Raw genomic sequence first — 21,872 nt, 5'->3', positions numbered from 1 at the left:
CTCCTGTTACTGGCCGGGCAACCCGGCTCAGTCTCGGTAAGCCAGGTCCCTCAGGAACAGGGCGATATCCGGGAAGGCAATGATCAGCCCGGCGGCGGTCACCAGCATGAAGATAAACGGTGGCGTACCCCGGATCACTTCCATGTAGGGGCGTTTGAAGATGGCGATGGCGGTAAATATGTCACAGCCGAACGGCGGTGTTGCGGAGCCTATGGCCACCTGCAGGGTGATCAGTACACCCACCAGCACCGGGTCCAGGCCGGTTGCCTGGATGGCTGGGGCAAAAATGGGGGTCAGCACCAGAATGACCACGATCGGGTCAACGAACATACAGGCAATAAAGAAAGCAATACAGATGGCAATCAGCACGCCCACCGGGCCGGCTTCGTTCACACCGACGGTTTCCAGAATGGCCTGGGGAATCTGGGCGAAGGAGATAATCCAGGAGAAACCATTGCCAACGGCAACCAGAATAAACACCACGGCTGTGATCAGGCCGGTGGACTTGGCGATCTTGTAAACGTCTTTGAGCTTCAGGGAGCGGAAGATCACGAACTCCAGCAGGAAGGCGTAGAGTACGCACACGGCTGCGGCTTCGGTGGGGCTGAAAATGCCGCCGTAGATACCGCCAACAATGATCACGGGGAACATCAGCGGCCAGGAGGCATCCCGCACTGACAGTGCCCTTTGCTTCCAGCTGGCCTTCTCTTCGGTTGGTACGTTGTGCTTGTACGCGTAGAACAGGCAGTAAAGCGAGAACATGAACAGGATCAGAATACCTGGCCCGATACCGGCAATGAACAGTTCGGCAATGGAGGTTTCGGAGATAACCCCGTAGATAATCATGCCGATACTGGGGGGAATCAGGAACGCGATGTCACTGGCGTTGATGATCAGTGCGAGCGTGAACGGGTCAGAATAGCCCGCTTTGAGCATTTTCGGGCGAAGTGGCGACCCAACGGCCACCACCGTGGCCTGGGTAGACCCGGAAACTGCCCCAAACAGGGTGCAGGAAGTGGCGGTACTGATGGCCAGGCCACCTTTGATGTGGCCGATGAAGGACATGACCATATTGATCAGCCGATCCGCAGACTGGCCCCGGGTCATGATATCGGCGGCCAGGATAAACATGGGTACCGCAATCAACGACGCCGGCCGGATACCACCCATCATTTGCTGGATGAAGGTTTGCATCTGGCCGAAGCCGTCGAACATCATTACAAAACCAACCACCGCTGCGGTGGTCAGTGGGATCATCATCGGGAAGCCCAGCAGCAGTAGCCCGATCATGATCAACATCAGAATGGTTGCCATAAGTAATCTTCCTGTTCCTTATCGGGTTACGGCTGTCTCAGACCTCGGACTCGGTATCAGCATAGCCATCCACCACGCCGGTCGAGAGATAGACGTCCTTGCTGGTGAGGTTCTTGATGGCTGTCAGGAAATACTGGATGCCGGTGATGGCAAAACCGATGGGCGCCCAGATGTAGATAATCCAGATAGGTATGCCCAGGGCAGGCAAAATGCGGCCACGGCTGTACAGGGTTTCGATATATCCGTAGGCGTGGTAACACAGGAAAAACATCACCACCGAAGTGAACAGGGCGATGAAGATCATCAGAACCTTTCGGCCTTTGGCGGGCAGGGCGTCGTATACCGCCGACATTCGGATGTGGCGACCATGGCGGGCGGCGTAACCAATCCCGGCGAAGGTGATCAGAATGATCAGGATGCGGTTGATCTCACCAGAGAAGAACAGCCCTTCTCCGAACACAAAACGCCCGATAACGTTGGCGCAGGTGTTGATGGCCATGAGGATAACGCCGGCGGCCAGCATGACGGCTTCAATCTTGGCGATCCATTCGTCGATGGTGCCCAGAAAGCCCGGTAGACCGGACTCATAGCTGCCGGTATCGTCTTCAACAACCTCCTGGGGATGTTCAGACATGGATTCCTCTCCAGAATCATTTGCTCCCGGCCGGTAAAGACCCCGGCGGGGCGGGGGTTAAACCAGGGCCGGACATCAAAGGGTGGCGAAGTGCCACCCTTTGAATCCTGCCGTTTTACTGTCCCTGAACGGCTTCGAGGTCGGCCTTGAACTGGTCAAGCAGTTGCTTGCCACGTTCGCCGGTCATGTTGATGAAGCGCTCTTCCACCTGCGGGGCGCGGGCGCGGAAGGCTTCAATCTGCTCGTCGTTCAGGCGGGTAACGGTAACCCGATCACTGGCTGCCTGGATTTTCTCCAGGGCTTCATCGGCCAGGCCATCGATGTGAACGATGATTTCCTCAAAGGCGTAGTCCGCAGCATCGCGAACCAGCTTTTTGTCTTCATCAGACAGGCCGTTGTAGAAATTCTGGTTCGCCATCATGGCGGTGGTGAACCAGCCGTGGCCGGTGAATACCAAGTTCGGGGATACCTCGTACAGACCACCGGATTCAATCCAGAAAATCGGGTTCTCCTGACCCTGGATCATGTTGGTCTGCAGGGCACCGTACACTTCACCCCAAGGCAGCGGCGTGGGTGTGGCACCAAAGGCGGAATAGGTTTCAGACAACAGCGGGTTAGTCATTACCCGGATTTTCTTGTTGCGGAATTCTTCCGGTGAGGTGACTGGCTCATCTACCGTGACCACCATTTCACCCTCGGGGTACATCTTCAGCAATTCCAGGCCCTGTTCGGAATAGAGCTCCGGGAAGTCTTCGTTGATGGCCTTGGATTCCCGGAAAAACTTGATGACCGTTTCCATGTCGGTCGGCATCAGGTAGGGAATGAAGAAGATCTGTGCTTCGGGAATCAGGGAGCCGGTGAAGCCTGGTGACTGGTTTACGAAGTTGAGAATGCCAGCCTGGGTTTGCTCCATGATGTCATCAGACTCGCCCAGCTCGCCGAAGCGGAACACCTGGACCGTGTGGTCGGAATTCTCCTCAACGTATTCCTTGAATTTGTAGGCGTAAACGTCCTGAACATCACCCTCGTATTCTTCATGGGCATAGCGCCAGTTAGCTGCGTTTACCGAGTTTGCCGCAGTGATCGCTGCAAAGGCGAACGCCGAAAAACCGGCCAGTTTCCTGAATTTACTTGTGTTGCTCATCGCGCTGTCTCCGTTTGTTTTTTTGCTGAAATCCTTTGTTACATTATTAAAGACTGGCAAAACATGAGGGTTTTCGCAAGGAAATGGCCAAAATCAGATAATTCAGGCGACAGGTTTTATTGGTATCGCAAGTCTATGAATTTTCGATTTATTCGGTTTTCTGTCTTACTCAGGGGAGGAAAAAATTGAATTTTTGATGGCGGGCAGGTGGATGACAGGCGGCCTTGTGGCCGCCTGTCATGTTACGTTAACCGCCCGGTACCCAGGTGTTACACCAGCCATCGGCATTGACCAGTACATCGCTGAACTGCGGGTGGCGGCAACCGCCCCATCCCCCGGAAACTTCCCCGGCCCAAAACGCACAGTTGGAACACTTGTTTCCATCCTGATATTTCTCATGATCGCTGGTACTACCGTCGTTCACGTAGTCCAGGGCATGGCCGTCCTCCGCTTTCGGCTTCTCGGCTCGGGCTGCCGGAACGTGTGTGGCCACCCGTGCCAGTGGAACGGCAGCGACACCTAACGCGGCAGTGCGCAGGAATACCCGTCGACTTTTATTGAAATCGCTCATTGGTAACTCCTTTCTCTCTCATCATTTATGGATTGCCCTGCCGGAACCGGGGTTCAGGCAACGGCGAGGGCAGCAGAACCACCCTACCAAAATGATTCGGTCATGCACGGCGTTTGGATGACATCGGTCAATGATGACGCGGGTTTAATCCGGTGTTCATGAGAAAGGCACGGAACTCATCGGCAACCCGGGTAACGCTGTGCTCCAGCCGGTGGTTGTCGGGTAACAGCAGGATTGGCAGGTTCTGCGCTTGCGCCAGTTCAATGACCGGCATAGGTGGCACCACGTCGTCCTGCCAACCGTGGATGATCTGGGTATGCCGGGCCTGAATGCGAGGCCGGCTTTGGCGGTAATCGGGGAGGGCCAGGGCTGGCGCCAACAGGAAACAGCCCAGTACCGGTGTGTCTGCACTGGTTTGCGCACACACCCAGCCGCCCATGCTGGAACCGGCAAGAATGGTCCGGGCCGGGTCAGCACCCGCTGCCGCCATGGCATCTCGCATTTGCCCAAGGCGCTGGGCCGGGTCTTTGGTGCTACGATGATCAATGGCTTCAGCGTGGACGCCGGCGAACGACTCCGCCACCGTTTTAAGGGCCTGGATCTTGGTACTCCCGGGGCCGCTTTCGAGCCCATGGGAAAGAAAAACGAAAGTTTCGGGTGCAGACACGGGATTTACTCCGGTGGTTGGTCAGGAACTTTGGCGTTAAGTCGGGTTATGAGCGGATTGCCACTCGCAATCGTATTCCTTCTTGTCAGCAGAACAGGAGTCTAACAATGCACACGACACGATGGCAGCGGTGGTCGCTGATCGCCCTTATGGTTGCTGCTTTGCCAGCATGGGCCGCCGAGTGCCCCGCCTTTCTCGACCATGACCAGCGCAAGCTGCACTCCAGGGATTCCGTCAACCTGTGTGACCTGGCCGCCGGCCAGCCGATGCTGGTTGTGAACACCGCAAGCCGTTGCGGTTATACCGGCCAGTTTGAGGGGCTCGAAGCGCTGCATCAGACATTCCGCGACAAGGGCCTGGTTGTGGTGGGCTTCGCCAGCGATGATTTCCGGCAGGAGGCGAGCACCGAAGAAGAAGCGGCCGAGGTTTGTTTCGTCAACTTTGGCGTCACCTTCACGATGATCGCGCCCGGGCCGGTGACCGGTACCCAGGCGAACCCGGTGTTCCGCGAGATCAACCGTCAGAGCCAGCCGCCGCGCTGGAACTTCACCAAATACGTACTGGACCGGGACGGCAAGGTCACCGCCAGCTTCCCCAGCCGGGTTCGCCCGGACGATCCTCAGTTGATGGAAGCCATCGAAGAGGTGCTCTGATCCCGGGTTTGCGCCAGGATATCAAGGGCATGGCGTCGTTGCGCCGGGTCATAGATATCGACGGTGAACATCAGTTCGTCTACGTGGATATCCGCCAGAAGGTTATCGAATTGGTGGCGGATATCATCGGTGTTGCCCATCACCTGTAACGCCAGGAAATCCAGTACGCTGAGCTTCTCACCGGCGTTCCACAGACCGTCCATAGATTCAACCGGCGGTTTCATCCACAAGGGCTGGCCCCGGAACAGAGACAGAATGCGCTGGTAACTGGTGGTGGCCAGAAACTTTGCCTGATCCAGTGAGTCGGCCGGAATGGCCGGAATGGCAAGCATGGCGTAGGGCCGGTCCAATTGGGGTGAGGGCTGGAAATTATCCCGGTAAACCCTCAGGGCTTCCCGGTACAGCCTTGGGGCGAAGTGCCCGGCGAAGGCATAGGGCAAGCCCCGGGCAGCTGCCAGCTGGGCGCTGAACAGGCTTGAGCCCAGAAGCCAGATGGGCACCTCGGTGCCCGCCCCGGGAATTGCCTTGACCGGTTGGTCCGGTTGCAGGGGGCCGAGCAGGCTTTGCAGGCGGGCCACATCTTCCGGGAACTGTTCTGCTCCCAGGCCTTCACGGCGCAGCGCCCTGGCCGTGATCGGGTCGGTACCCGGCGCCCGGCCAAGGCCAAGGTCAATGCGCCCCGGATAAAGACATTCCAGGGTGCCAAACTGTTCAGCCACCACCAATGGCGGGTGATTGGGCAGCATGACGCCACCAGAGCCAACCCGAATGGTGTTGGTTCGACCAGCGATATGACCCACCAGCACAGACGTGGCGGAACTGGATATGCCCTCCATGTTGTGGTGCTCGGCCAGCCAGAACCGCTTGAAGCCCAGTGTTTCGGCATGTTGGGCGTAGGCAACACTGTTTGCCAGTGTGGTGCTCACCGAATCACCTTCGCGGACGGAGGCCAGTTCGAGCAGGGAATAATCGGGCAGGGTAGGCATAGTTCTCCGGTGGCTGTTGTAATCAATGGACAGGCAACCATGGTGATGTCGGCGGCCTATTTCAAGAATAGCGAAGAAGTATACCGGGAGGGTAGCTGAAGTCCGGCCAGTCGGGGGCGACTGACCGGAGGTTACCAAGGCGCTGCTTCAGAGGGCGGGTATATAGTTCTGGGTTGAATATTCGTCTGCGGACGGCTTGCTCAGGGAGCCTACCTCAAGAACGTAATCGACAAACGACTGGGCATAATCCAGGAACGTATCGGTTGCCCGGCCGTCGTCAGAAACGGCGCCAAAGGTCACATAGCCATCGCGGCCGCCGGCGGTGAAGCTGTTGGTGACCACGTTCAATTCCTCGTCATCGGCCAGGGCTCGCCATTCGGCCGAATTGCGCGGGTTGACCTCAATGTTGAACAAGCGCTCGCCTTCCGGTCGGTTCATGTCCACTTCCCAGCGCAGCCCTGCCGCGTAGGGGTAGGCGCCGCTGGAGCCGCCCTCAACATGGGCAAACTCAACCGCTTCGTTCAACACCGCCCGGATTTCCGCGCCGGACATGGCCAGGTCCGTCAGGGTGTTGGCAAACGGCAGGAGCGTGTAGGCGTCGCCGATGGTGATGCTGCCAGCAAACAGGTCGGTTCGGACGCCACCACCGTTCTGGATGGCCACATCGGCGTTCTTGCTCAGGAACAGGAAGGCCTGGGCGACAAGGTTGGAGATGTCGCTGCCGCGGTTGGGGTCTTCGCCGTCGCACGTGTCATCCCCATAGGGCCGGCCGGGAATTCTGGCCAGGCAGAGATCTTCGGTGGCGGTTCCGATTACCCGGTTGCGGAAATCATCCAGTTGGTTGGTGTAGTAGGCCAGCAGCTGTGCGGATGTCGGGTCTGGGGTTACCAGGCTGAGCTGGTCATCGGCGTCGATGGCCGCCAGGATGTCGGCGCGCTCGCTGCCCTCCGGCTCGTAGTTGTTATCTTCCGCATCTTTGCGCGTGAAGTTATCACCCAGGAGCAGGTGGGGCGTGCCGCTGCACGAGGTTACTACGCCGTTTTCGTCCCAGGTAACGCTGAGCTCGCCAACCACTCGGGAATACTGCCACGCCTGGGCTACGCATACTTTGTCACCATCGGCATTGGTCAGTTCTGTTGGGTAGGGCCCTGCAGCAGACAGTCCGTAGGCATCGAAGTCTCCCAGCAGGCTGTGGGAATCACCACCGATGATGACATCCACGCCGGACAGCGACGCTGCCAGGTTCAGGTCGTTGTCGTACTGATAATGGGTCAGCAGCACGATCTTGTTGATGCCGGCCGCCTCGAGCTCGTCGATCATGGCCTGCGCCGTTTCCATCTCATCGAGGAATTCGGTGGTCTCCAACGGGCTGGAGCTGTTGCGGGTTTTATTGGCTATGTCGATACCGACTATGGCCACCTGCTCACCACCGATTGATTTGATGACGTAGGGCTGGATGTAGTCATCTTCGGCAATCGGTGCCAGGGGAGTGCCAACCTGGGGCTTGACGTTGGCGGCCAGTACCGGCGTCTGACAGCTTCCGCTATCCAGCAGATCAAGGAACTTCTTCAGCCCCTCATCGCCCCGGTCGAACTCGTGGTTGCCCAGTGCAAATGCATCGAAACACACCTGGTTCATCAGTCGGGCATCGGCCTCTCCCTCAAACGACGAAAAATACAGGGTGCCGGTGATGGCATCGCCGGCATGAAGTTTCAGGACGTTGTCCAGGGCCGCCTCACGCTCTGCGATCTTCCCGGCCACTCGTGGAAAGCCGCCAATCGGAAAGGACGTGCTCTGGCCGGCAATCATCAGGGACTGGGAGCCCTCTTCCAGATGGGAGTGGTGGTCATTGATGTGCAGGATGTTGGCAGTAAAGCTGCTGGCTTCCGGGGTGTTGTTATCGCTGTCGCTGTTGCAACCGGCCAGTGCGGCCAGGGGTAATGCAATCCATAGGGTTTTGCGAATCATGCCTGAACTCCTTGTTGGGTGACTACAGGGAGTCTGCGTTGTTGAGGTGTCAAAGCCGTGATGATTTTGTTGCAGTTTGAAGGGCACAACACCTGCCCGCCGGCAGGTGTTGTGCGACCGGATTATTGGCCTCGAATGGCGTGTACGAGGGCCACGAAGTCCTGGCCATCCACTTTGCCGTCTGCGTTGATGTCGTAGGTTGGCGCCGGGGCCTTACCGAACAGGGTTGCAAGAATAAAGCGGGCGAGGTCGCGGCCATTCACCCGGCCGTCGCCGTTCAGGTCTGCCCGGTCGGCTGCGGTGCGGGTGTCCATCTCAAGCGCCACCAGCACCGGGTCATGGTCGGAGGCGCGGTAGGGGTCCGGCGCATAGAAGCTGGCCTGTTGCTCCGGAGTCTTGAACTCGGTGTTGTAGTCCAGCGCCCGGGGTTCGTCAGCGTTGATGGTCCAGATGCTGGTGTCTTTGACCTTGCCTGCCAGTGCTTCATTGGCAAGGGCGTGATCGAGGTAACCTGCCTGGCCGAAAAACACGTAAGAGTAAGCCTGTTCGCCTTCGTGGACGGCTACGAGATCCTGATATCCCCGTGCGTTCAGGGCGCGAATCGGATCTTCCTTGGCGTAGGCATTGAGGTCACCGATGATCAGTACATCCTGTTCGCCGGTGCCCGTGGCATCGTTAGCCAGCCAGTCCGCCAGGGCGTTGGCGGCCTGGGTTCGCTCCGGGTTCCAGCAGCCTTGGCCATCACCTTGATCAGCATTGGCGCCGTCGGCGTTACCACAGCCCTTGGATTTGAAGTGGTTAACGGCGATGGTCAGGCCATCCTCAGATCCGATCAACCGGAAGGTTTGTGCCAGCGGCTGACGGTTCAGCTGGTTGAACGGGGCGGCGCCGATAGTGGCGGCACTGCCAACCGTCTCAACACGGTCTGCCCGGTAAAGCAGACCTACGGCGATCGCGTCCCCGCCTAACTGCGTCAGGCCCGGGTTAACATACTGCCACTCGCTTCCCAGGGCCGCCGTCAGCTCAGCAATGGCACTGTTGTTGTCGTAGCCGTCATTCTCAATTTCCATCAAACCGATGATGTCAGCATCCAGGGCGGCTAAGGCACTGGCGAGTTTGGCAGTCTGCCGGCTGAGTTCTTCGGGGTTGTCGGCACCACGGGCGGTCGGGAAACCCCCGCCCATGCCATCACCATTGAAAAAGTTCAGCACGTTGAACGACGCCACCAGCAGGTTTCCCCGTTCCTTAAGCCGTGGTTCGGTTGGTCGTGGGTTGGTTTGGCTGAAGCTGGGAGCGGTGGTTGGTTGCAATCGCCACTCGGAGAACCGGTAATCCAGAATGCCTTGCAGGTCGTTTACCGTATCACCGGCGCGGACAGTCTGGCTGGCACTGAGCTGGGGTGACGGGTAAGGCACGATGGCGGGGTTCTGTCGATTACTGCCATCGTCCAGAATGATCCTGTCCAGGCCATTCATTTCGGCGACCAGTGCGGCATCTGGGCCTGGCAGCGCCACGTTAGTGGGAATGAAATGCCGTCCGCTACCCAGGGTCAGGCTGCCGAATCGGCCAAGATCGTAGTTGTCGTTAACCACCAGCGCCTCATTGAAGATGACGCGCATGGATTCGAAGGCTTCCGGAGAATCCAGATCCGGCCTTGGCAGGGTCAAAGACACGGGCGGGGGTAGCTCGCCGGAACCACAGAGGGTGCTGTCGATGATATCGGTCAGTTCGGTCAGCCCCTGATATTCCAGTACCTTGCCGGCGATTCGGATTCGTTGGCCGGCCTCTACGTCAAGATTGGGAGCGAAGACGAAAATGCCTTCGGATGTCCTCGGATCGTCATCCCGGTGCTGCAGTTCTTCTTCCATGAAAAAGCCGCCCAGTTGTCCGTCTCCGTTGAAACTGGCGGTGACGATCGCTTCAATAACCGCCGTCTGGCCAGCCAGCGGGCTCTGGTCCGTCAGGCCCTGGATTTCGGAAATACGGGTTGCCTCAGCGCCACAGGTGAGGTCTGGTGTCTCTGGCTCAAGTGGGCCATCGCTGCCGCCGGCTTTACCGAGGTCTGAAAAATCGTCCTGTGGGAAACCGTCGTAAGCGATGGCCGGGTCGTATGTATCGAACGGATTGGTGTCTGCCACTGCACCGGCTTTTCGGCGCAGTGTGCGGTTCTGGGTTCGGGTATCCCCTGAGCCCCAGTAGCTGCCGGGGTCGAAACCGACCTGGCCGATACTGTCAGCCACGGCGCCACCCTTTAGCAACACGACGGCGTCGTCACCGTTGAACAGCCCGGCGCCGGTGGTTTGATCGGCCACGGCCAGAATCGCCGGATCTGCGCTGCTGTGCGCAAACACAAAGTTGGTGCCAGGTGCCACATTGCCGGTCAGATCGAAGGTCTGACCAGCCACGTCCGACCCGTTGAAGTAAACCTGAAGTTCCCAGGCGGCCAGATCAATGCTGGCATCAGTGGTGTTCAGTAACTCAATAGCCTTGTTGTTGCTGGAGCCTTCAACGTATTCGCTGATAACCAGCCCCGCCTGAATTGGGCCGGCCAGAAAACCGCTGATGGCAGTGGCCAGCAGTGTATGCTTCATCGTCATGGTTCTGTCCCTGAGTCATTGTTGGTTAGCGGGAAGTCCGCTACGGACAATCTGGCGAACATCTGTGACGATGGCGTGTGATTTGTGTGAAGGGTGTTTTGCCGGATGGTGACATGAGTTCGGCGTGCCCGACGAACGGGACTCCAGCCCCAGGCTGTCAGTATCGAGGATTCGCGGTACAGTGAAACCGTGCTATGCGAACCGAGTAGAGGAGAAATAGGTGAACAATCCCAGCGATTACTATGAAAACGATACCACCCTGGCCCAGTATCTGGAGTTTCACTTTGGTGAATCCTGGCATGGCGAAGCGAATTTCCCGAAAGAGCTGGCGGAGGCTGCCCTGGAGGCACTGAATGGCCGTGAAACCTGTCGGGCGCTGGATATCGGCTGTGCGGTGGGGCGAACCACGCTGGAACTGGCCCGCCATTTTGATCATGTCGATGGCGTCGATTTTTCCCAGACCTTTGTAAACACCTGCCGGGATGTTGTGGCCAACGGTATGGCCCGCTACGCCAGGCCGGAGGAGGGTGAGCTGGTGAGTTATCAGGAACGCTCGCTGGCATCACTGGGCCTGGCAGAAGCCGCTCATCGCGTCGCCTTCCACCAGGGCGATGCCTGTGATCTGGGGCAGGACTACCGGGATTATGATCTGGTGCTGGCGGGTAACCTGATCGATCGGCTATACAAGCCGTCCCTGTTTCTTGAAACCATCCACGAGCGGATCAATGATATGGGTTTGCTGGTGATCGCCTCCCCGTATACCTGGCTGGAAGACTACACGCCGAAATCCGAGTGGGTGGGCGGTTATCTGAAAAACGGTGAGCCTTTCACCACGCTCGATGGCCTGAAAGACATGCTGGGGCCTCATTTCAGGCTGCTGGGCGAGCCCAGAAACCTGCCGTTCGTGATCCGGGAAACCCGTAACAAGTTCCAGCACAGCTTTTCCGAACTGACCATCTGGGAAAAGTTGCCGGCCTGACGAGCGCTGTCACTGAACGGTCATGTTCGGGTGTTAACTTAAAGACTCATCAGGACGACACGCATTGTGTTGGTGCATCGTGTGAATACTTTGGCCGGGGAACTCCCCCGGCTTTTTTATGGTTCATCGCGGGTTAGCGTGAAAAAGTAGGAGACGGCGGTCAAACCGGTTAGTTTTGAGTTCGCCAAAACAACAAACCTGACCGACTCACCGCCGTCCCTATGAATGCTAATCCTCTTGCCCTGTTCTGGGAAGGATTCACGATAGAATCGTATGCCCAGATTGACGCTCAATCTCTGCTCATCCGACTGCAACCTGCCGACGATTACTTGCCATGCTGCAGTGGTTGTAATCAGCACACGCTTGCCATCCATGACATCAGCACCCGACGAGTCCGAGAACGCGACCTGTTCCAATACCGCGTCTGGCTGGACGTGCCAGTTCGCCGAGTTCGTTGTACGACCTGTGGCCCCAAGCTTGAACAGATTCGCTGGTTACCAGGGCGACAGCGTCTGACGGCAGGCATGGTCAGTTGGATTGAATCCCTGGTACGACTGATGCCGATCCAACATGTGGCAACGCTGCTAGGGTTGCATTGGCATACGGTCAAGGCCATCGACCATCGGCGCCTCAAACGAGAAGTGACTGAGCCAGATAAACGCCGGATTCGTCGACTGATCATGGATGAGTTCGCCTTGTTCAAGGGACACCGCTACGCCACCGTGGCGATTGATGCGGATACTCAACAAGTCCTCTGGGTTGGAGAAGGCCGCAGTCGAGCAGCGGTACGCCCCTTCTTTGAATGGCTGGGGCCGGAAACCTGTGGCCAGATCGAAGCCGTGGCGATGGATATGAATACCGCCATGGACCTGGAAGTTCAGCACCACTGCCCACAAGCACGGGTGGTCTATGACCTGTTCCACGTTGTAGCAAAGTTCGGACGGGAAGTGATTGACCGTGTCCGGGTCGATCCGGCCAATCAGCTTCGACACGACAAGCCGGCTCGCAAAGTAGTGAAACGAAGTCGCTGGCTGTTGCTCAGAAACCGAGGCAACCTCAAGGACGAGCAGGCTCTGAAGCTCGAAGAACTGCTGCAAGCCAACCAGCCCCTGATGACTGTCTACGTCCTGAAAGACCAGCTCAAAGAGCTCTGGTACGCTCCCTCAGAGGCCGATGCCAGACAACGCTGGCAAGACTGGCTAAATCTGGCTATGAGTAGTGGGCTGGCCCCCGTGCAGCAGTTTGCCAGGCGCCTCAAGGGCTACGTCGACGGCATTATCGCCAGCGCGGTCTACCGGTTGAACACCAGTGTGTTGGAGGGAATGAACAACAAGATCAAGGTGATCAAGCGGGTGGCCTACGGCTACCGGGATAACGACTACTTCTTTCTGAAGATAAAAGCAGCATTTCCCGGTAAAGCGCGATGAACCATAAATTTTGCGCGACCGACTTGCCAACTAACGCGCCAATGTGGTGCAATCACTGCCCTTTTTTTGGGCATCCGCATTTTTGCGGTTTTCAATACGCGTATTCCGAGGGCCTTGCCATGACAGTTAAACTCGACGAAAAACTCGAACCGATTTTCCAGGACGTGCTGCACCGCAACCCGGGTGAGAGTGAATTCCACCAGGCGGTTCACGAAGTTCTGGAAACCCTCGGGCCGGTTCTGGTGAAGTACCCGGAGTTTGCCGACAAGAAGATCATCCAGCGTATCTGTGAGCCCGAGCGCCAGATCATCTTCCGTGTGCCCTGGCAGGACGACAGCGGCGAGATTCATATCAACCGCGCCTTCCGCGTCGAATTCAACAGCGCCCTGGGGCCCTATAAAGGTGGCATGCGCTTCCACCCGTCCGTGTACCTCGGCATCATCAAGTTCCTGGGCTTTGAACAGATTTTCAAGAACGCCCTGACCGGCCTGCCCATTGGCGGCGGTAAAGGCGGCAGTGACTTTGACCCCAAGGGCAAGTCCGACGACGAGATCATGCGTTTCTGCCAGAGCATGATGACCGAGCTGTACCGCCACCTGGGCGAGTACACCGACGTACCTGCCGGCGATATCGGCGTAGGTGGTCGTGAAATCGGTTACCTGTTCGGCCAGTACAAGCGCATCACCAACCGTTACGAGTCCGGCGTGTTTACCGGCAAGGGCCTGGACTGGGGCGGCAGCCGCGCCCGTACTGAAGCCACCGGTTACGGCACGGTGTTCTTCACCCACGAAATGCTGAAAGCCCGTGGTGACTCGCTGGAAGGCAAAACCGTGGTGGTTTCCGGTTCCGGCAACGTGGCCATTTACGCCATCGAGAAAGCCCACGAGCTGGGCGCCAAGGTCATTGCCTGCTCCGATTCCCAGGGCATGATTGTCCATGAGAGGGGCATCGACCTGCAGACCCTGAAGCGCATCAAGGAAGTGGAGCGTCGCCGGATCAGCGCCTACACTGAATACCACAAAGACGCCAAGTACGTGGAAGACGGCAACATCTGGAGCGTGCCTTGCGATGTGGCGCTGCCCTGCGCAACCCAGAACGAGCTGAACGGTAAAGACGCCAAGATGCTGGTCGAAAACGGCTGTGTTGCCGTGGCCGAAGGCGCCAATATGCCGACCACGCCTGAAGGTATTATCGTGTTCCAGGATGCCAAGATTGCCTATGGCCCTGGCAAGGCCGCCAACGCCGGCGGTGTTGCCACGTCCGCCCTGGAAATGCAGCAGAACGCCAGCCGCGACTCCTGGACCTTCGATTACACCCAGAAGCGCCTTGAGGAGATCATGATCGATATCCACAAGAACTGCTATGAGACCGCCGCCGAGTTCGGTGCCGAGGGCAACTACGTGCTGGGCGCCAATATCAATGGCTTCCTGCGCGTTGCCAAGGCGATGAACGCCATGGGTGTTATCTGATCCGGCCATGATCAGCAACGAACCTCTCCAGCCTGATGACCGGGTTTCCACCGGCCTGAGTGGGCTGGATGAGGTTCTGGATGGCCTTCGAATCGGCGATAACGTGGTCTGGCGGGTTTCCGACCTGGACGACTATCGCCGATTTGTTCTTCCCTTCGTAGACGCCGCTTCTGACGCCGGCCGGCAGATTATCTACCTTCGCTTTGGTGACCATGCCCCGATTATCCGGGACCACCCGTCGGTTCGAACCATCACCATCGACGCGCTCGGTGGCTTTGAAAGCTTTACCAGTCGAGTCTGGCACCTGATCGAACAGCATGGCCGTGGCGCCTTTTATGTCTGCGACAGCCTGAGCGAGCTGCTCAACGCCTGGGCAACCGATGCCATGGTCGGTAATTTCTTCCGGGTGGTGTGCCCGTTTCTGTTTGAACTGGACACCGTGGCCTGGTTTGCCCTGCACCCGAAAAGACACTCCCGGATGACCCTGGACCGGATTCGCCAGACCACCCAGGTGATGATTGATGTGCATCGCCACGGCGATGACGTGCAGATTCATCCGATCAAGGCCTGGCGGCGGCAATCGCCCACCATGTTCCTGCCGCACCGGGAGCATGATGGACAGTTTCAACCCATAACCGACAGCAGTGATGCCACCCGACTGCAAGCCAGCCTGGAGCTTGAACACCTGCACCGCCAGCCCCTGCTGGACTATTGGGACCGATTGTTCCAGGAAGCCAGCCGGGCTTTGTCCGACCAGGACACCGACTGTATCGACGACCTGCAGGAGCAAGTACTGCAGGTAATGATCAGCCGCGATTCCCGGATACTGGAACTGGCACGGCGTTACCTGTCGCTGGAGGACCTGCTGGGCATTCGCAGCCGCCTGGTCGGCAGCGGCTACATCGGCGGCAAGGCCACCGGCATGCTGATTGCCCGCAATATTCTGTTAAAAGACGCCACCGAGCCATGGCAAAGCCAGCTGGAGCCCCACGATTCAAGTTATCTTGGCACCGACGCCTATTACGCTTTCCTGGTCCATAACGGGCTCTGGCCGGCGATCATGCGGCAACGCTCCGGGGAGGGTTACCTGAGTGAGGCGCCCGCGCTCAGAGCCGCGATCCTGGCCGGCAAGTTTCCCGACGAGATACAGGCCGAGCTGGAGCGACTGCTGGACCATTACGGCCAGTACCCTATCCTGGTGCGCTCATCGAGCCTGCAGGAAGACGGCTTTGGCAATGCTTTTGCCGGTAAATACGACAGTGTGTTCCTGGTCAACCAGGGGGCACCGGAACAACGGCTGTCGGCACTGGAAGACGCAATCCGCCAGGTGTACGCGTCATCCATGAGTGAAGATGCCCTGGTGTACCGCAAACAGCGGGGCCTGGACCAGCGGGAAGAGCCCATGGCGCTGCTGATCCAGCGGGTCAACGGGCGGTTTCATGGTCGCTATTACCTGCCCGATGCGGCCGGGGTCGGGGTATCCCGCAATACCTTTGCCTGGGACAGCAGTATGGACCCGGAAGCGGGGATGGTCCGGCTGGTGATGGGCCTGGGCACCCGGGCAGTTGATCGCATTGAAGGCGATCACGCCTGCGTGATGGCGCTGGACCACCCCATGCGCCAGCCGTTCCGCAACCAGGACGAAAGCTACCGGTATTCCCAACACCTGGTGGATTTGCTGGACCTACAGGATGGAAAGCTCGACACCCGACCCCTGAGCCAGTTGCTGGAAACCACCAACGATCTGCCCATGGATCACCTGGCCGAGGTGGATCGGGCGGCCAGTACCCGGGCCGAGCAGATTGGCTTGCAAGGCCCGGTGTGGAGACTGACCTTCCGCCCTTTGGTGCAGCGCACTCCGTTTATCAGCCGGCTGTCGCATCTGCTGCAAACCCTGGAAGCGGGCTACCGGCACCCGGTGGATGTGGAATTCACCCTGCACCTGGACCAACAGGGCAACCCCGCCTTCAACCTGGTGCAATGCCGCCCGCTGGCGACCATCGGCGAGACCGGGCCGGTGGCTCTGCCCGGCGACTTGCCTGAGCGTAAGCTACTGTTCAGAACCCAGGGCCACTTCATGGGCGGCAACATCAACCTGGCCATCGAACGGGTGGTCCGGGTCGACGCGTCGGTCTACGCCGGGCTGTCCACCAGCCAGCGCTATGACGTTGCCCGCCGTGTCGGCGAAGCTGTCCGTGCATCCGGTGTGCCCACCCTGCTGATCGGCCCGGGCCGCTGGGGCACCAGCAGCCCGGATCTTGGCGTTCCGGTTCGCTTTGCGGACATTGCCGGGGTCGCCGCCCTGGTCGAAGTCTCAGAAAAGGCCGGCGAGATGGTGCCAGACCTGTCCTACGGTTCTCACTTTTTCCAGGACCTGGTGGAAACCGGCATCGCCTACGCGGCGCTGTTTCCCGACATCCAGCATTGCCGATATCACCCTGAACGCCTGCCCGGGGCCCCGACGCCCACCAGCACCGAATCTGCGGTCAACCGTGCGGTTCAGGTGCATGATCTGCAGGCGCAACACCTGCAACTGACCGGTGATGTGGTGCGCCAGCAACTGGTCTGTTATTTCACCGATTGACCCGTCGCAAACAAACGCCGTTTTCACCACCATGGCCGATGGCATGCTGCTAGAATGCCGTCTATGGAATGGCTCACACACTCTCAAACCGGTTTTCGTCAGGCTGCCCGTTATCTTCTGGGTATGCGGCTGGCCATTATTGCCACGCAACTGGTCGCGATCGCTGTTGCCGAAACCACCGTAACACTGGCCCACCGGGCCGAGGCCTTGATCCTCAGCCTGCTTTATGCCGTTCTGGCCACGCTGGCCTGGCTGTGGTTCAGCCGTAGGCCCCCCGAAACGTTCGCACCGGTCAGCCTGACCCTGGCCACAGATCTGTTCCTGATCGGCTGGTGGCTGTATTTCACCGGCGGCTACACCAACCCCCTGGTGTCCTTGCTGCTGCTGCCCATTGCCGTCGCCATCATTCTGGTCCCCAGCCGCCAGAGCATTGTCCTTACCGTCACCGGCGTTGCGGTGTATACAGCGCTGGTGCTCTGGCACACCCCGGTTATGCATGATCACCACTCGGCAGACCTGGCCAGGCTGCATCTGGTGGGCATGTGGGTGACCTTTGCCCTGACCGCCGCCATTCTGCTACTGGTGGTTGGCACCCTATCCCGCAGGCTAAGGCTGCAACAGTCCCAGCTTTCGCAATTCCGGGAAAACCGTTTGCGGGATGAACAGATCATCGCACTGGGCCTGTCTTCGGCCGCCGTTGCCCACCGGCTAGGTACCCCGCTGAATACCATGACCCTGTTACTGGACGAAATCCGTTCCCACACCGAAGGCCAGGCCTCCGTGGCGCTGACGGAAGATCTCGACCTGATGGGTCAGCAGTTGAACCTGTGCAGCCAGCATTTGCAGCAACTAACCAAGGCGGCGATTGAAGCCCGCACAGCGCAACTGGAAATACTGACGGTCAAAGACTGGCTCGCCAGGCTGAGGGAGTCGGCCACGCTGTTATGGCCGTCAGGGCCGGTTCAATGGCCAGGCGCCCACCCCGACGTCTCGGTGGCCGTGGATGCCACTCTGGACCAGGCGGTGCTCAACCTGCTGGCAAATGCCCTGACAGCGAGCCCGTCCTGGGTCGCCGTCAGAAGTCAGTTGTCGGAATCCGGTCGGGTGGAGGTGGTTGTCGAGGACCAGGGTGACGGCCTGGAAACGGCTCTGCAGGGCACGCCGGGTGAGGACATTGTCGACTCCCACCATGGTCTTGGGGTCGGGTTGTTCCTTTCCAATGCCACGATCCAGAGGCTTGGCGGCAATCTCCGAGCCAAGGCCAGTGAAACAGGCACCACCATGGTGATCGATTTACCGGTTGCCCAGGCCCAAGGCGAGGAGATACAACCATGACCACACAGGAACTCTGGCTGCTGGTCGACGATGACCCGGCGTTTCTCCAGGTGCTGGCCCGATCCCTGTCTCGCCAGGGCATCGAAACACTCTGCGCCAGCGATGCTGACAGCGCTCTGGAGGCCATCCGTACCCGGCCGGTGAACCGGTGTGTTCTGGATCTCAACCTGGCCGGGGAAAGTGGCCTGCAACTGTTGCCGGAACTTCTGGAGCAGAGGCCAGACCTGGACGTACTGGTGCTGACTGGTTACGGCAGTATTGCCACGGCGGTGGAAGCCATGCGCCGCGGCGCCGCCAACTACCTGTGCAAGCCGGTTACCGTGAACCAGTTGATGAATGGCTTTGAACCGCTGGACGCACCACCGGACCTGAGGCCCGAACCGCCGTCTGTGGAAGAAATGGAATGGGAACACATCCAGCGCGTGCTGAACGAACACGATGGCAACATTTCCGCCACCGCCCGGGCCCTCAACATGCACCGGCGGACCCTGCAACGCAAACTGCAAAAGCACTCTCGCTGGCGCTAATGAACGGTTGCCGCCGGGTGTGCCCGAAGAATCTCCCCGGAAATTGATATCAATCAACCAGACACCGCTTTGGTCGAATGTCTTAACGGGCCAGATAGGCTAGCATCGTGCCCCGTTGTGAGATTGCAATAAACGGACACACCCTCTCACAGGGAGGAGAGAAACACCCAAGCCACCGTTACCCGGAACACCCGACACATGTCGAATGCCCCTGATTCCAACAATACGTCACCGGAGTTTGACCCCAAGCGCCTGGCATTGGTGGCCTCTGCCACCCGCAATCTGGTGCTCATTCTGGATGCTGGTGGTCGCATCGAATGGGTGAATGCCGCTTTCGAACGTCATACCGGCTTTCACCTCGACACCATAGTTGGAAAGAACCCCGGCGAACTCCTCTACGGGCCGGACACCGACACCGAGACCGTCCGCCGTATTCGCCAACACCTGTTCCGTGGCGAAGTGTTCGAGGAAGACGTTCTCAATTATTCGGCGGATGGCACGCCCTACTGGGTACACACCTACTGTATGCCTGTTGGCGAAAGCGAGGGTGTCGAGCCCGGCTTCGTAGTCATTCAGACCAATATCTCCGATCGGAAGAATAGTGAACGCGGCCTGCGCATCGCCGCCAGCGTGTTTGATCGCAGCCACGAAGCCATTGTCATTACTGATCACTTCAATCGGATTATCGACGTCAACCCGGCTTTCTCCCGCATCACCGGATACAGTCGCCCGGAAGTACTTGGATTGAATCCTTCCATCCTCAGCTCCGGTCGCCACTCCCGCGAATACTACCAGTCCATGTGGACGTCGATTGAGAAGACCGATCACTGGCGAGGCGAAATCTGGAACCGCCGGAAAAGCGGGGAAGAATATGCAGAGCTGCTGTCGATCAGCCGCGTTCACCTTGAAGAGCCGGGGCGTTTCTACCATGTGGCCGCGTTCTCAGATATCACTGCTCTGAAAAATCATGCCAGGGAACTGGACCGCGCCGCCAACTATGACGAGCTGACCGGGCTGCCCAACCGGCAACTGTTGGAAGAGCGTCTTCGCTCGGCCCGCACCCACGCGGACCGTCAGAAGCGGGTGCTGTCCATCTGCTACCTGGACCTGGATGGCTTTAAAGCCATTAACGACCAGCTGGGCCATGGCATCGGCGACCTGGCGCTGCGAGCGACCGCCGAGCGCCTGACCCGCGCCCTACGCAGTGGCGATACCATCGCCCGCATCGGGGGTGATGAATTCGTACTGTTACTGCAAAGCGACAGCCCCGAGGCGGTGTATTCGCGAATACTCGCCAATGTCAGCGAGCCCCTGCAGATTGGTGACCAGACGGTCAACCTGACCGCCAGCCTGGGCGTCACCCTGTATCCGGAGGACGACACCGATGCAGAGGGCCTGATTCGCCATGCCGACCAGGCCATGTATGCCGCCAAAGAGAAGGGCCGGAATCAGTTCCACATTTTCGACCCCGGCCTGGACGCCCATCGCCGGCAGCGCCGGAACCAGTTGATGGAAATATCCCGCGCGCTGGAGAACGAAGAATTCGAACTCTACTTCCAGCCCCAGTTACGCCTGGACGATAGCGAGGTCATTGGGTTTGAGGCGCTGATTCGCTGGAATCATCCGGACAAAGGACTGCTTGGCCCCGGTGAGTTCTTGCCAGCTGTCGCCAACAGCCATCTGGAGATTCCGCTGGGCCAGTGGGTACTCAAGGAAGCCATCCATCAGATGAATCTGTGGCATGAGGCGGACGAATCGCTCGCCGTCAGCATCAACATCAGCGCACCTCACCTGATGGACCGCAGTTTTGCCGATTACCTGGAAAGCTACTTGCACAGCCATCCGGATGTGCGCCCCGGGCAAATCACCCTGGAGGTTCTGGAATCCACCGCGCTGGAAGACACCAAGCGCGCGAGCAATGTGTTGGCTCGCTGCCAGTCCCTGGGGTTACAGGTGGCACTGGACGACTTCGGTACCGGTTTCTCGTCATTAACTTACCTGCGCACCCTGCCGGTGGATGTGATCAAGATCGACCAAAGTTTCGTCCGCAACATGCTCACCGATGCCAGTGACCGCGCGATTGTGGAGAGCGTGATTTTCCTTGCGCAACGCTTCGACCACCCGGTTCTTGCTGAAGGCGTGGAAACCATGGAACATGCTCGCGCCTTGAGGGACATGGGGTGCAATCTGATTCAGGGTTATGGCATCGCCCGCCCAATGCAAGCGAAGGCCTTGCTGCCCTGGCTGGCACAGTGGCGCGATCAGGTGAGCCGACATCACAGCCTGGGCAAACATGAACAAACCTCCGTCCAGGGCGGAGGCATCTGACCGGGCGTTACCGGTATCGTCGCTGATCCAGGGTGCTGAGCCGGTCTGGGTGAAACACCATCAGGCCGGTCACAAAAACGCCGTTCACAAAGCCTTCCGGAATCATGAACAGTGGCAGGTAGCGCAGGTATTCGTGCACCAGGGTCTCGAAGGTATAAACGCCGCTGGACCACAGCATCAGACACATCAGAACACCGGCTGCGGCCACCGACAGCCCGGCACCAAAAAAACCGCAAAAGAAAATGTAGGCAAAGAAGTTGCGGAAATCCCTGCGCCGCTCCCACAGCATGATGGCGTGGGTAACCAGAGCCGGCACCATCACCGTCACCAGGCCGTTGGCGGCAAACATCACCAGAGGCTCGCGGCCGGTAATAACGGTGATCACCAGCGCTAACAGACCGCTGATAACGGCCAACGCCCAGCCAAGCATCAGGGTGATCACGGTGATGCCAAAAATGTGGATAGCCAGCCCGGGCGAGATGCCCGCCCGTAACTGCCAGACAAAGCCCAACACCACCGCCGCACCAAACAGCGAGTGCTGGGTGGCGTTATCTTTCCTCAGCGCCTGCCAATCCACTGAGCGCAAAGCTGCCAGCAACACCAGCACAAAAATCGACGCGGTCAGCAACCACTGGCTGGTTGAAAGCAGATTTTCTGTCATTCCCATCAAAGTCACCGGTTACCAAAGC

General features: G+C 58.7%; 17 protein-coding genes. 8 read left to right on the top strand and 9 right to left on the bottom strand.

Annotated features, from left to right (window positions below; all coding sequences use genetic code 11):
- Window positions 1–27: 27 nt before the first annotated feature.
- The 5 genes from RVM24_RS17780 to RVM24_RS17760 all read right to left on the bottom strand — a co-directional run bounded on the left by RVM24_RS17780 (window position 28) and on the right by RVM24_RS17760 (window position 4,330).
- The gene (locus RVM24_RS17780) at window positions 28–1,314 is read right to left on the bottom strand and encodes a TRAP transporter large permease (protein WP_431474480.1); all 1,287 of its coding nucleotides are present in this window, start codon (window positions 1,312–1,314) and stop codon (window positions 28–30) included.
- A gap of 37 nt (window positions 1,315–1,351) precedes the next feature.
- Entirely contained in the window at window positions 1,352–1,948 is a 597-nt protein-coding gene (locus RVM24_RS17775) for a TRAP transporter small permease (RefSeq protein ID WP_374813911.1), read from the bottom strand.
- A gap of 115 nt (window positions 1,949–2,063) precedes the next feature.
- On the bottom strand, window positions 2,064–3,092 hold the full coding sequence (dctP, locus tag RVM24_RS17770) for a TRAP transporter substrate-binding protein DctP (protein WP_061332497.1): 1,029 nt from the start codon (window positions 3,090–3,092) through the stop codon (window positions 2,064–2,066).
- A gap of 247 nt (window positions 3,093–3,339) precedes the next feature.
- Entirely contained in the window at window positions 3,340–3,663 is a 324-nt protein-coding gene (locus RVM24_RS17765; RefSeq protein WP_106694325.1) for a high-potential iron-sulfur protein, read from the bottom strand.
- A gap of 127 nt (window positions 3,664–3,790) precedes the next feature.
- Window positions 3,791–4,330, bottom strand: a complete 540-nt coding sequence (locus RVM24_RS17760) for an alpha/beta fold hydrolase (RefSeq protein WP_374813909.1) — start codon at window positions 4,328–4,330, stop codon at window positions 3,791–3,793.
- Between the two features lie 107 nt (window positions 4,331–4,437).
- On the opposite strand from RVM24_RS17760, the gene RVM24_RS17755 reads away from it, so the two are divergent.
- Window positions 4,438–4,983 carry a glutathione peroxidase gene (locus RVM24_RS17755; protein ID WP_083557658.1) on the top strand — a complete coding sequence of 182 codons (546 nt, stop codon included), beginning with the start codon at window positions 4,438–4,440 and terminating at the stop codon, window positions 4,981–4,983.
- Here RVM24_RS17755 and RVM24_RS17750 read toward each other — a convergent pair.
- The 3 genes from RVM24_RS17750 to RVM24_RS17740 all read right to left on the bottom strand — a co-directional run bounded on the left by RVM24_RS17750 (window position 4,950) and on the right by RVM24_RS17740 (window position 10,534).
- Window positions 4,950–5,969 carry an LLM class flavin-dependent oxidoreductase gene (locus RVM24_RS17750; protein WP_431474479.1) on the bottom strand — a complete coding sequence of 340 codons (1,020 nt, stop codon included), beginning with the start codon at window positions 5,967–5,969 and terminating at the stop codon, window positions 4,950–4,952. The genes RVM24_RS17755 and RVM24_RS17750 overlap by 34 nt on opposite strands.
- Before the next feature lie 147 nt (window positions 5,970–6,116).
- Complete coding sequence (nadN, locus tag RVM24_RS17745; protein WP_286253195.1) at window positions 6,117–7,937, bottom strand: NAD nucleotidase; 1,821 nt, start codon at window positions 7,935–7,937, stop codon at window positions 6,117–6,119.
- 122 nt (window positions 7,938–8,059) lie between these two features.
- Window positions 8,060–10,534: an ExeM/NucH family extracellular endonuclease gene (locus tag RVM24_RS17740; RefSeq protein ID WP_374813905.1), complete on the bottom strand. Its 2,475-nt coding sequence runs from the start codon at window positions 10,532–10,534 to the stop codon at window positions 8,060–8,062.
- Window positions 10,535–10,754: 220 nt separating this feature from the next.
- On the opposite strand from RVM24_RS17740, the gene RVM24_RS17735 reads away from it, so the two are divergent.
- The 7 genes from RVM24_RS17735 to RVM24_RS17705 all read left to right on the top strand — a co-directional run bounded on the left by RVM24_RS17735 (window position 10,755) and on the right by RVM24_RS17705 (window position 21,183).
- Window positions 10,755–11,513 carry a putative 4-mercaptohistidine N1-methyltransferase gene (locus tag RVM24_RS17735; protein ID WP_431474478.1) on the top strand — a complete coding sequence of 253 codons (759 nt, stop codon included), beginning with the start codon at window positions 10,755–10,757 and terminating at the stop codon, window positions 11,511–11,513.
- A 221-nt stretch (window positions 11,514–11,734) separates the two neighbouring features.
- On the top strand, window positions 11,735–12,940 hold the full coding sequence (locus tag RVM24_RS17730) for an ISL3 family transposase (protein WP_431474477.1): 1,206 nt from the start codon (window positions 11,735–11,737) through the stop codon (window positions 12,938–12,940).
- A gap of 119 nt (window positions 12,941–13,059) precedes the next feature.
- A complete protein-coding gene (gene gdhA, locus RVM24_RS17725) occupies window positions 13,060–14,409 on the top strand; it encodes an NADP-specific glutamate dehydrogenase (protein ID WP_374813946.1) in 1,350 nt (449 codons plus the stop codon).
- Between the two features lie 7 nt (window positions 14,410–14,416).
- Window positions 14,417–16,993, top strand: coding sequence for a PEP/pyruvate-binding domain-containing protein (locus tag RVM24_RS17720; RefSeq protein ID WP_374813948.1), 2,577 nt, complete (start codon window positions 14,417–14,419; stop codon window positions 16,991–16,993).
- A 63-nt stretch (window positions 16,994–17,056) separates the two neighbouring features.
- The gene (locus tag RVM24_RS17715; protein WP_431474476.1) at window positions 17,057–18,328 is read left to right on the top strand and encodes a sensor histidine kinase; all 1,272 of its coding nucleotides are present in this window, start codon (window positions 17,057–17,059) and stop codon (window positions 18,326–18,328) included.
- Entirely contained in the window at window positions 18,325–18,855 is a 531-nt protein-coding gene (locus RVM24_RS17710; RefSeq protein WP_374786471.1) for a response regulator transcription factor, read from the top strand. The genes RVM24_RS17715 and RVM24_RS17710 overlap by 4 nt, the downstream gene beginning before the upstream one ends.
- Window positions 18,856–19,053: 198 nt before the next feature.
- Complete coding sequence (locus tag RVM24_RS17705) at window positions 19,054–21,183, top strand: putative bifunctional diguanylate cyclase/phosphodiesterase (RefSeq protein WP_286253118.1); 2,130 nt, start codon at window positions 19,054–19,056, stop codon at window positions 21,181–21,183.
- Window positions 21,184–21,190: 7 nt separating this feature from the next.
- Here the strand turns inward: RVM24_RS17705 and RVM24_RS17700 are convergent, their stop codons facing one another.
- Window positions 21,191–21,850 (bottom strand): energy-coupling factor ABC transporter permease, encoded by a 660-nt coding sequence (locus RVM24_RS17700; RefSeq protein ID WP_061331209.1) that lies wholly within the window; start codon window positions 21,848–21,850, stop codon window positions 21,191–21,193.
- Window positions 21,851–21,872: the final 22 nt, after the last annotated feature.

Origin of the sequence: Marinobacter sp. KM021 (genome assembly GCF_050707965.1) — a bacterium.
Classification (GTDB): Bacteria; Pseudomonadota; Gammaproteobacteria; order Pseudomonadales; family Oleiphilaceae; genus Marinobacter; species Marinobacter shengliensis.
Note: the sequence above shows the minus strand (reverse complement) of the source record. Positions and strands in the feature narration are given on the sequence as shown.

Bases quoted from the DNA above. Each gene is read 5' to 3' on its own strand.
- RVM24_RS17780 (WP_431474480.1), bottom strand. From the start codon at position 1,314: ATGGCAACCATTCTGATGTTGATCATGATCGGGCTACTGCTGCTGGGC.
- RVM24_RS17775 (WP_374813911.1), bottom strand. From the start codon at position 1,948: ATGTCTGAACATCCCCAGGAGGTTGTTGAAGACGATACCGGCAGCTAT.
- dctP (WP_061332497.1), bottom strand. From the start codon at position 3,092: ATGAGCAACACAAGTAAATTCAGGAAACTGGCCGGTTTTTCGGCGTTC.
- RVM24_RS17765 (WP_106694325.1), bottom strand. From the start codon at position 3,663: ATGAGCGATTTCAATAAAAGTCGACGGGTATTCCTGCGCACTGCCGCG.
- RVM24_RS17755 (WP_083557658.1), top strand. From the start codon at position 4,438: ATGCACACGACACGATGGCAGCGGTGGTCGCTGATCGCCCTTATGGTT.
- RVM24_RS17750 (WP_431474479.1), bottom strand. From the start codon at position 5,969: ATGCCTACCCTGCCCGATTATTCCCTGCTCGAACTGGCCTCCGTCCGC.
- nadN (WP_286253195.1), bottom strand. From the start codon at position 7,937: ATGATTCGCAAAACCCTATGGATTGCATTACCCCTGGCCGCACTGGCC.
- RVM24_RS17740 (WP_374813905.1), bottom strand. From the start codon at position 10,534: ATGACGATGAAGCATACACTGCTGGCCACTGCCATCAGCGGTTTTCTG.
- RVM24_RS17730 (WP_431474477.1), top strand. From the start codon at position 11,735: ATGAATGCTAATCCTCTTGCCCTGTTCTGGGAAGGATTCACGATAGAA.
- gdhA (WP_374813946.1), top strand. From the start codon at position 13,060: ATGACAGTTAAACTCGACGAAAAACTCGAACCGATTTTCCAGGACGTG.
- RVM24_RS17720 (WP_374813948.1), top strand. From the start codon at position 14,417: ATGATCAGCAACGAACCTCTCCAGCCTGATGACCGGGTTTCCACCGGC.
- RVM24_RS17715 (WP_431474476.1), top strand. From the start codon at position 17,057: ATGGAATGGCTCACACACTCTCAAACCGGTTTTCGTCAGGCTGCCCGT.
- RVM24_RS17710 (WP_374786471.1), top strand. From the start codon at position 18,325: ATGACCACACAGGAACTCTGGCTGCTGGTCGACGATGACCCGGCGTTT.
- RVM24_RS17705 (WP_286253118.1), top strand. From the start codon at position 19,054: ATGTCGAATGCCCCTGATTCCAACAATACGTCACCGGAGTTTGACCCC.
- RVM24_RS17700 (WP_061331209.1), bottom strand. From the start codon at position 21,850: ATGGGAATGACAGAAAATCTGCTTTCAACCAGCCAGTGGTTGCTGACC.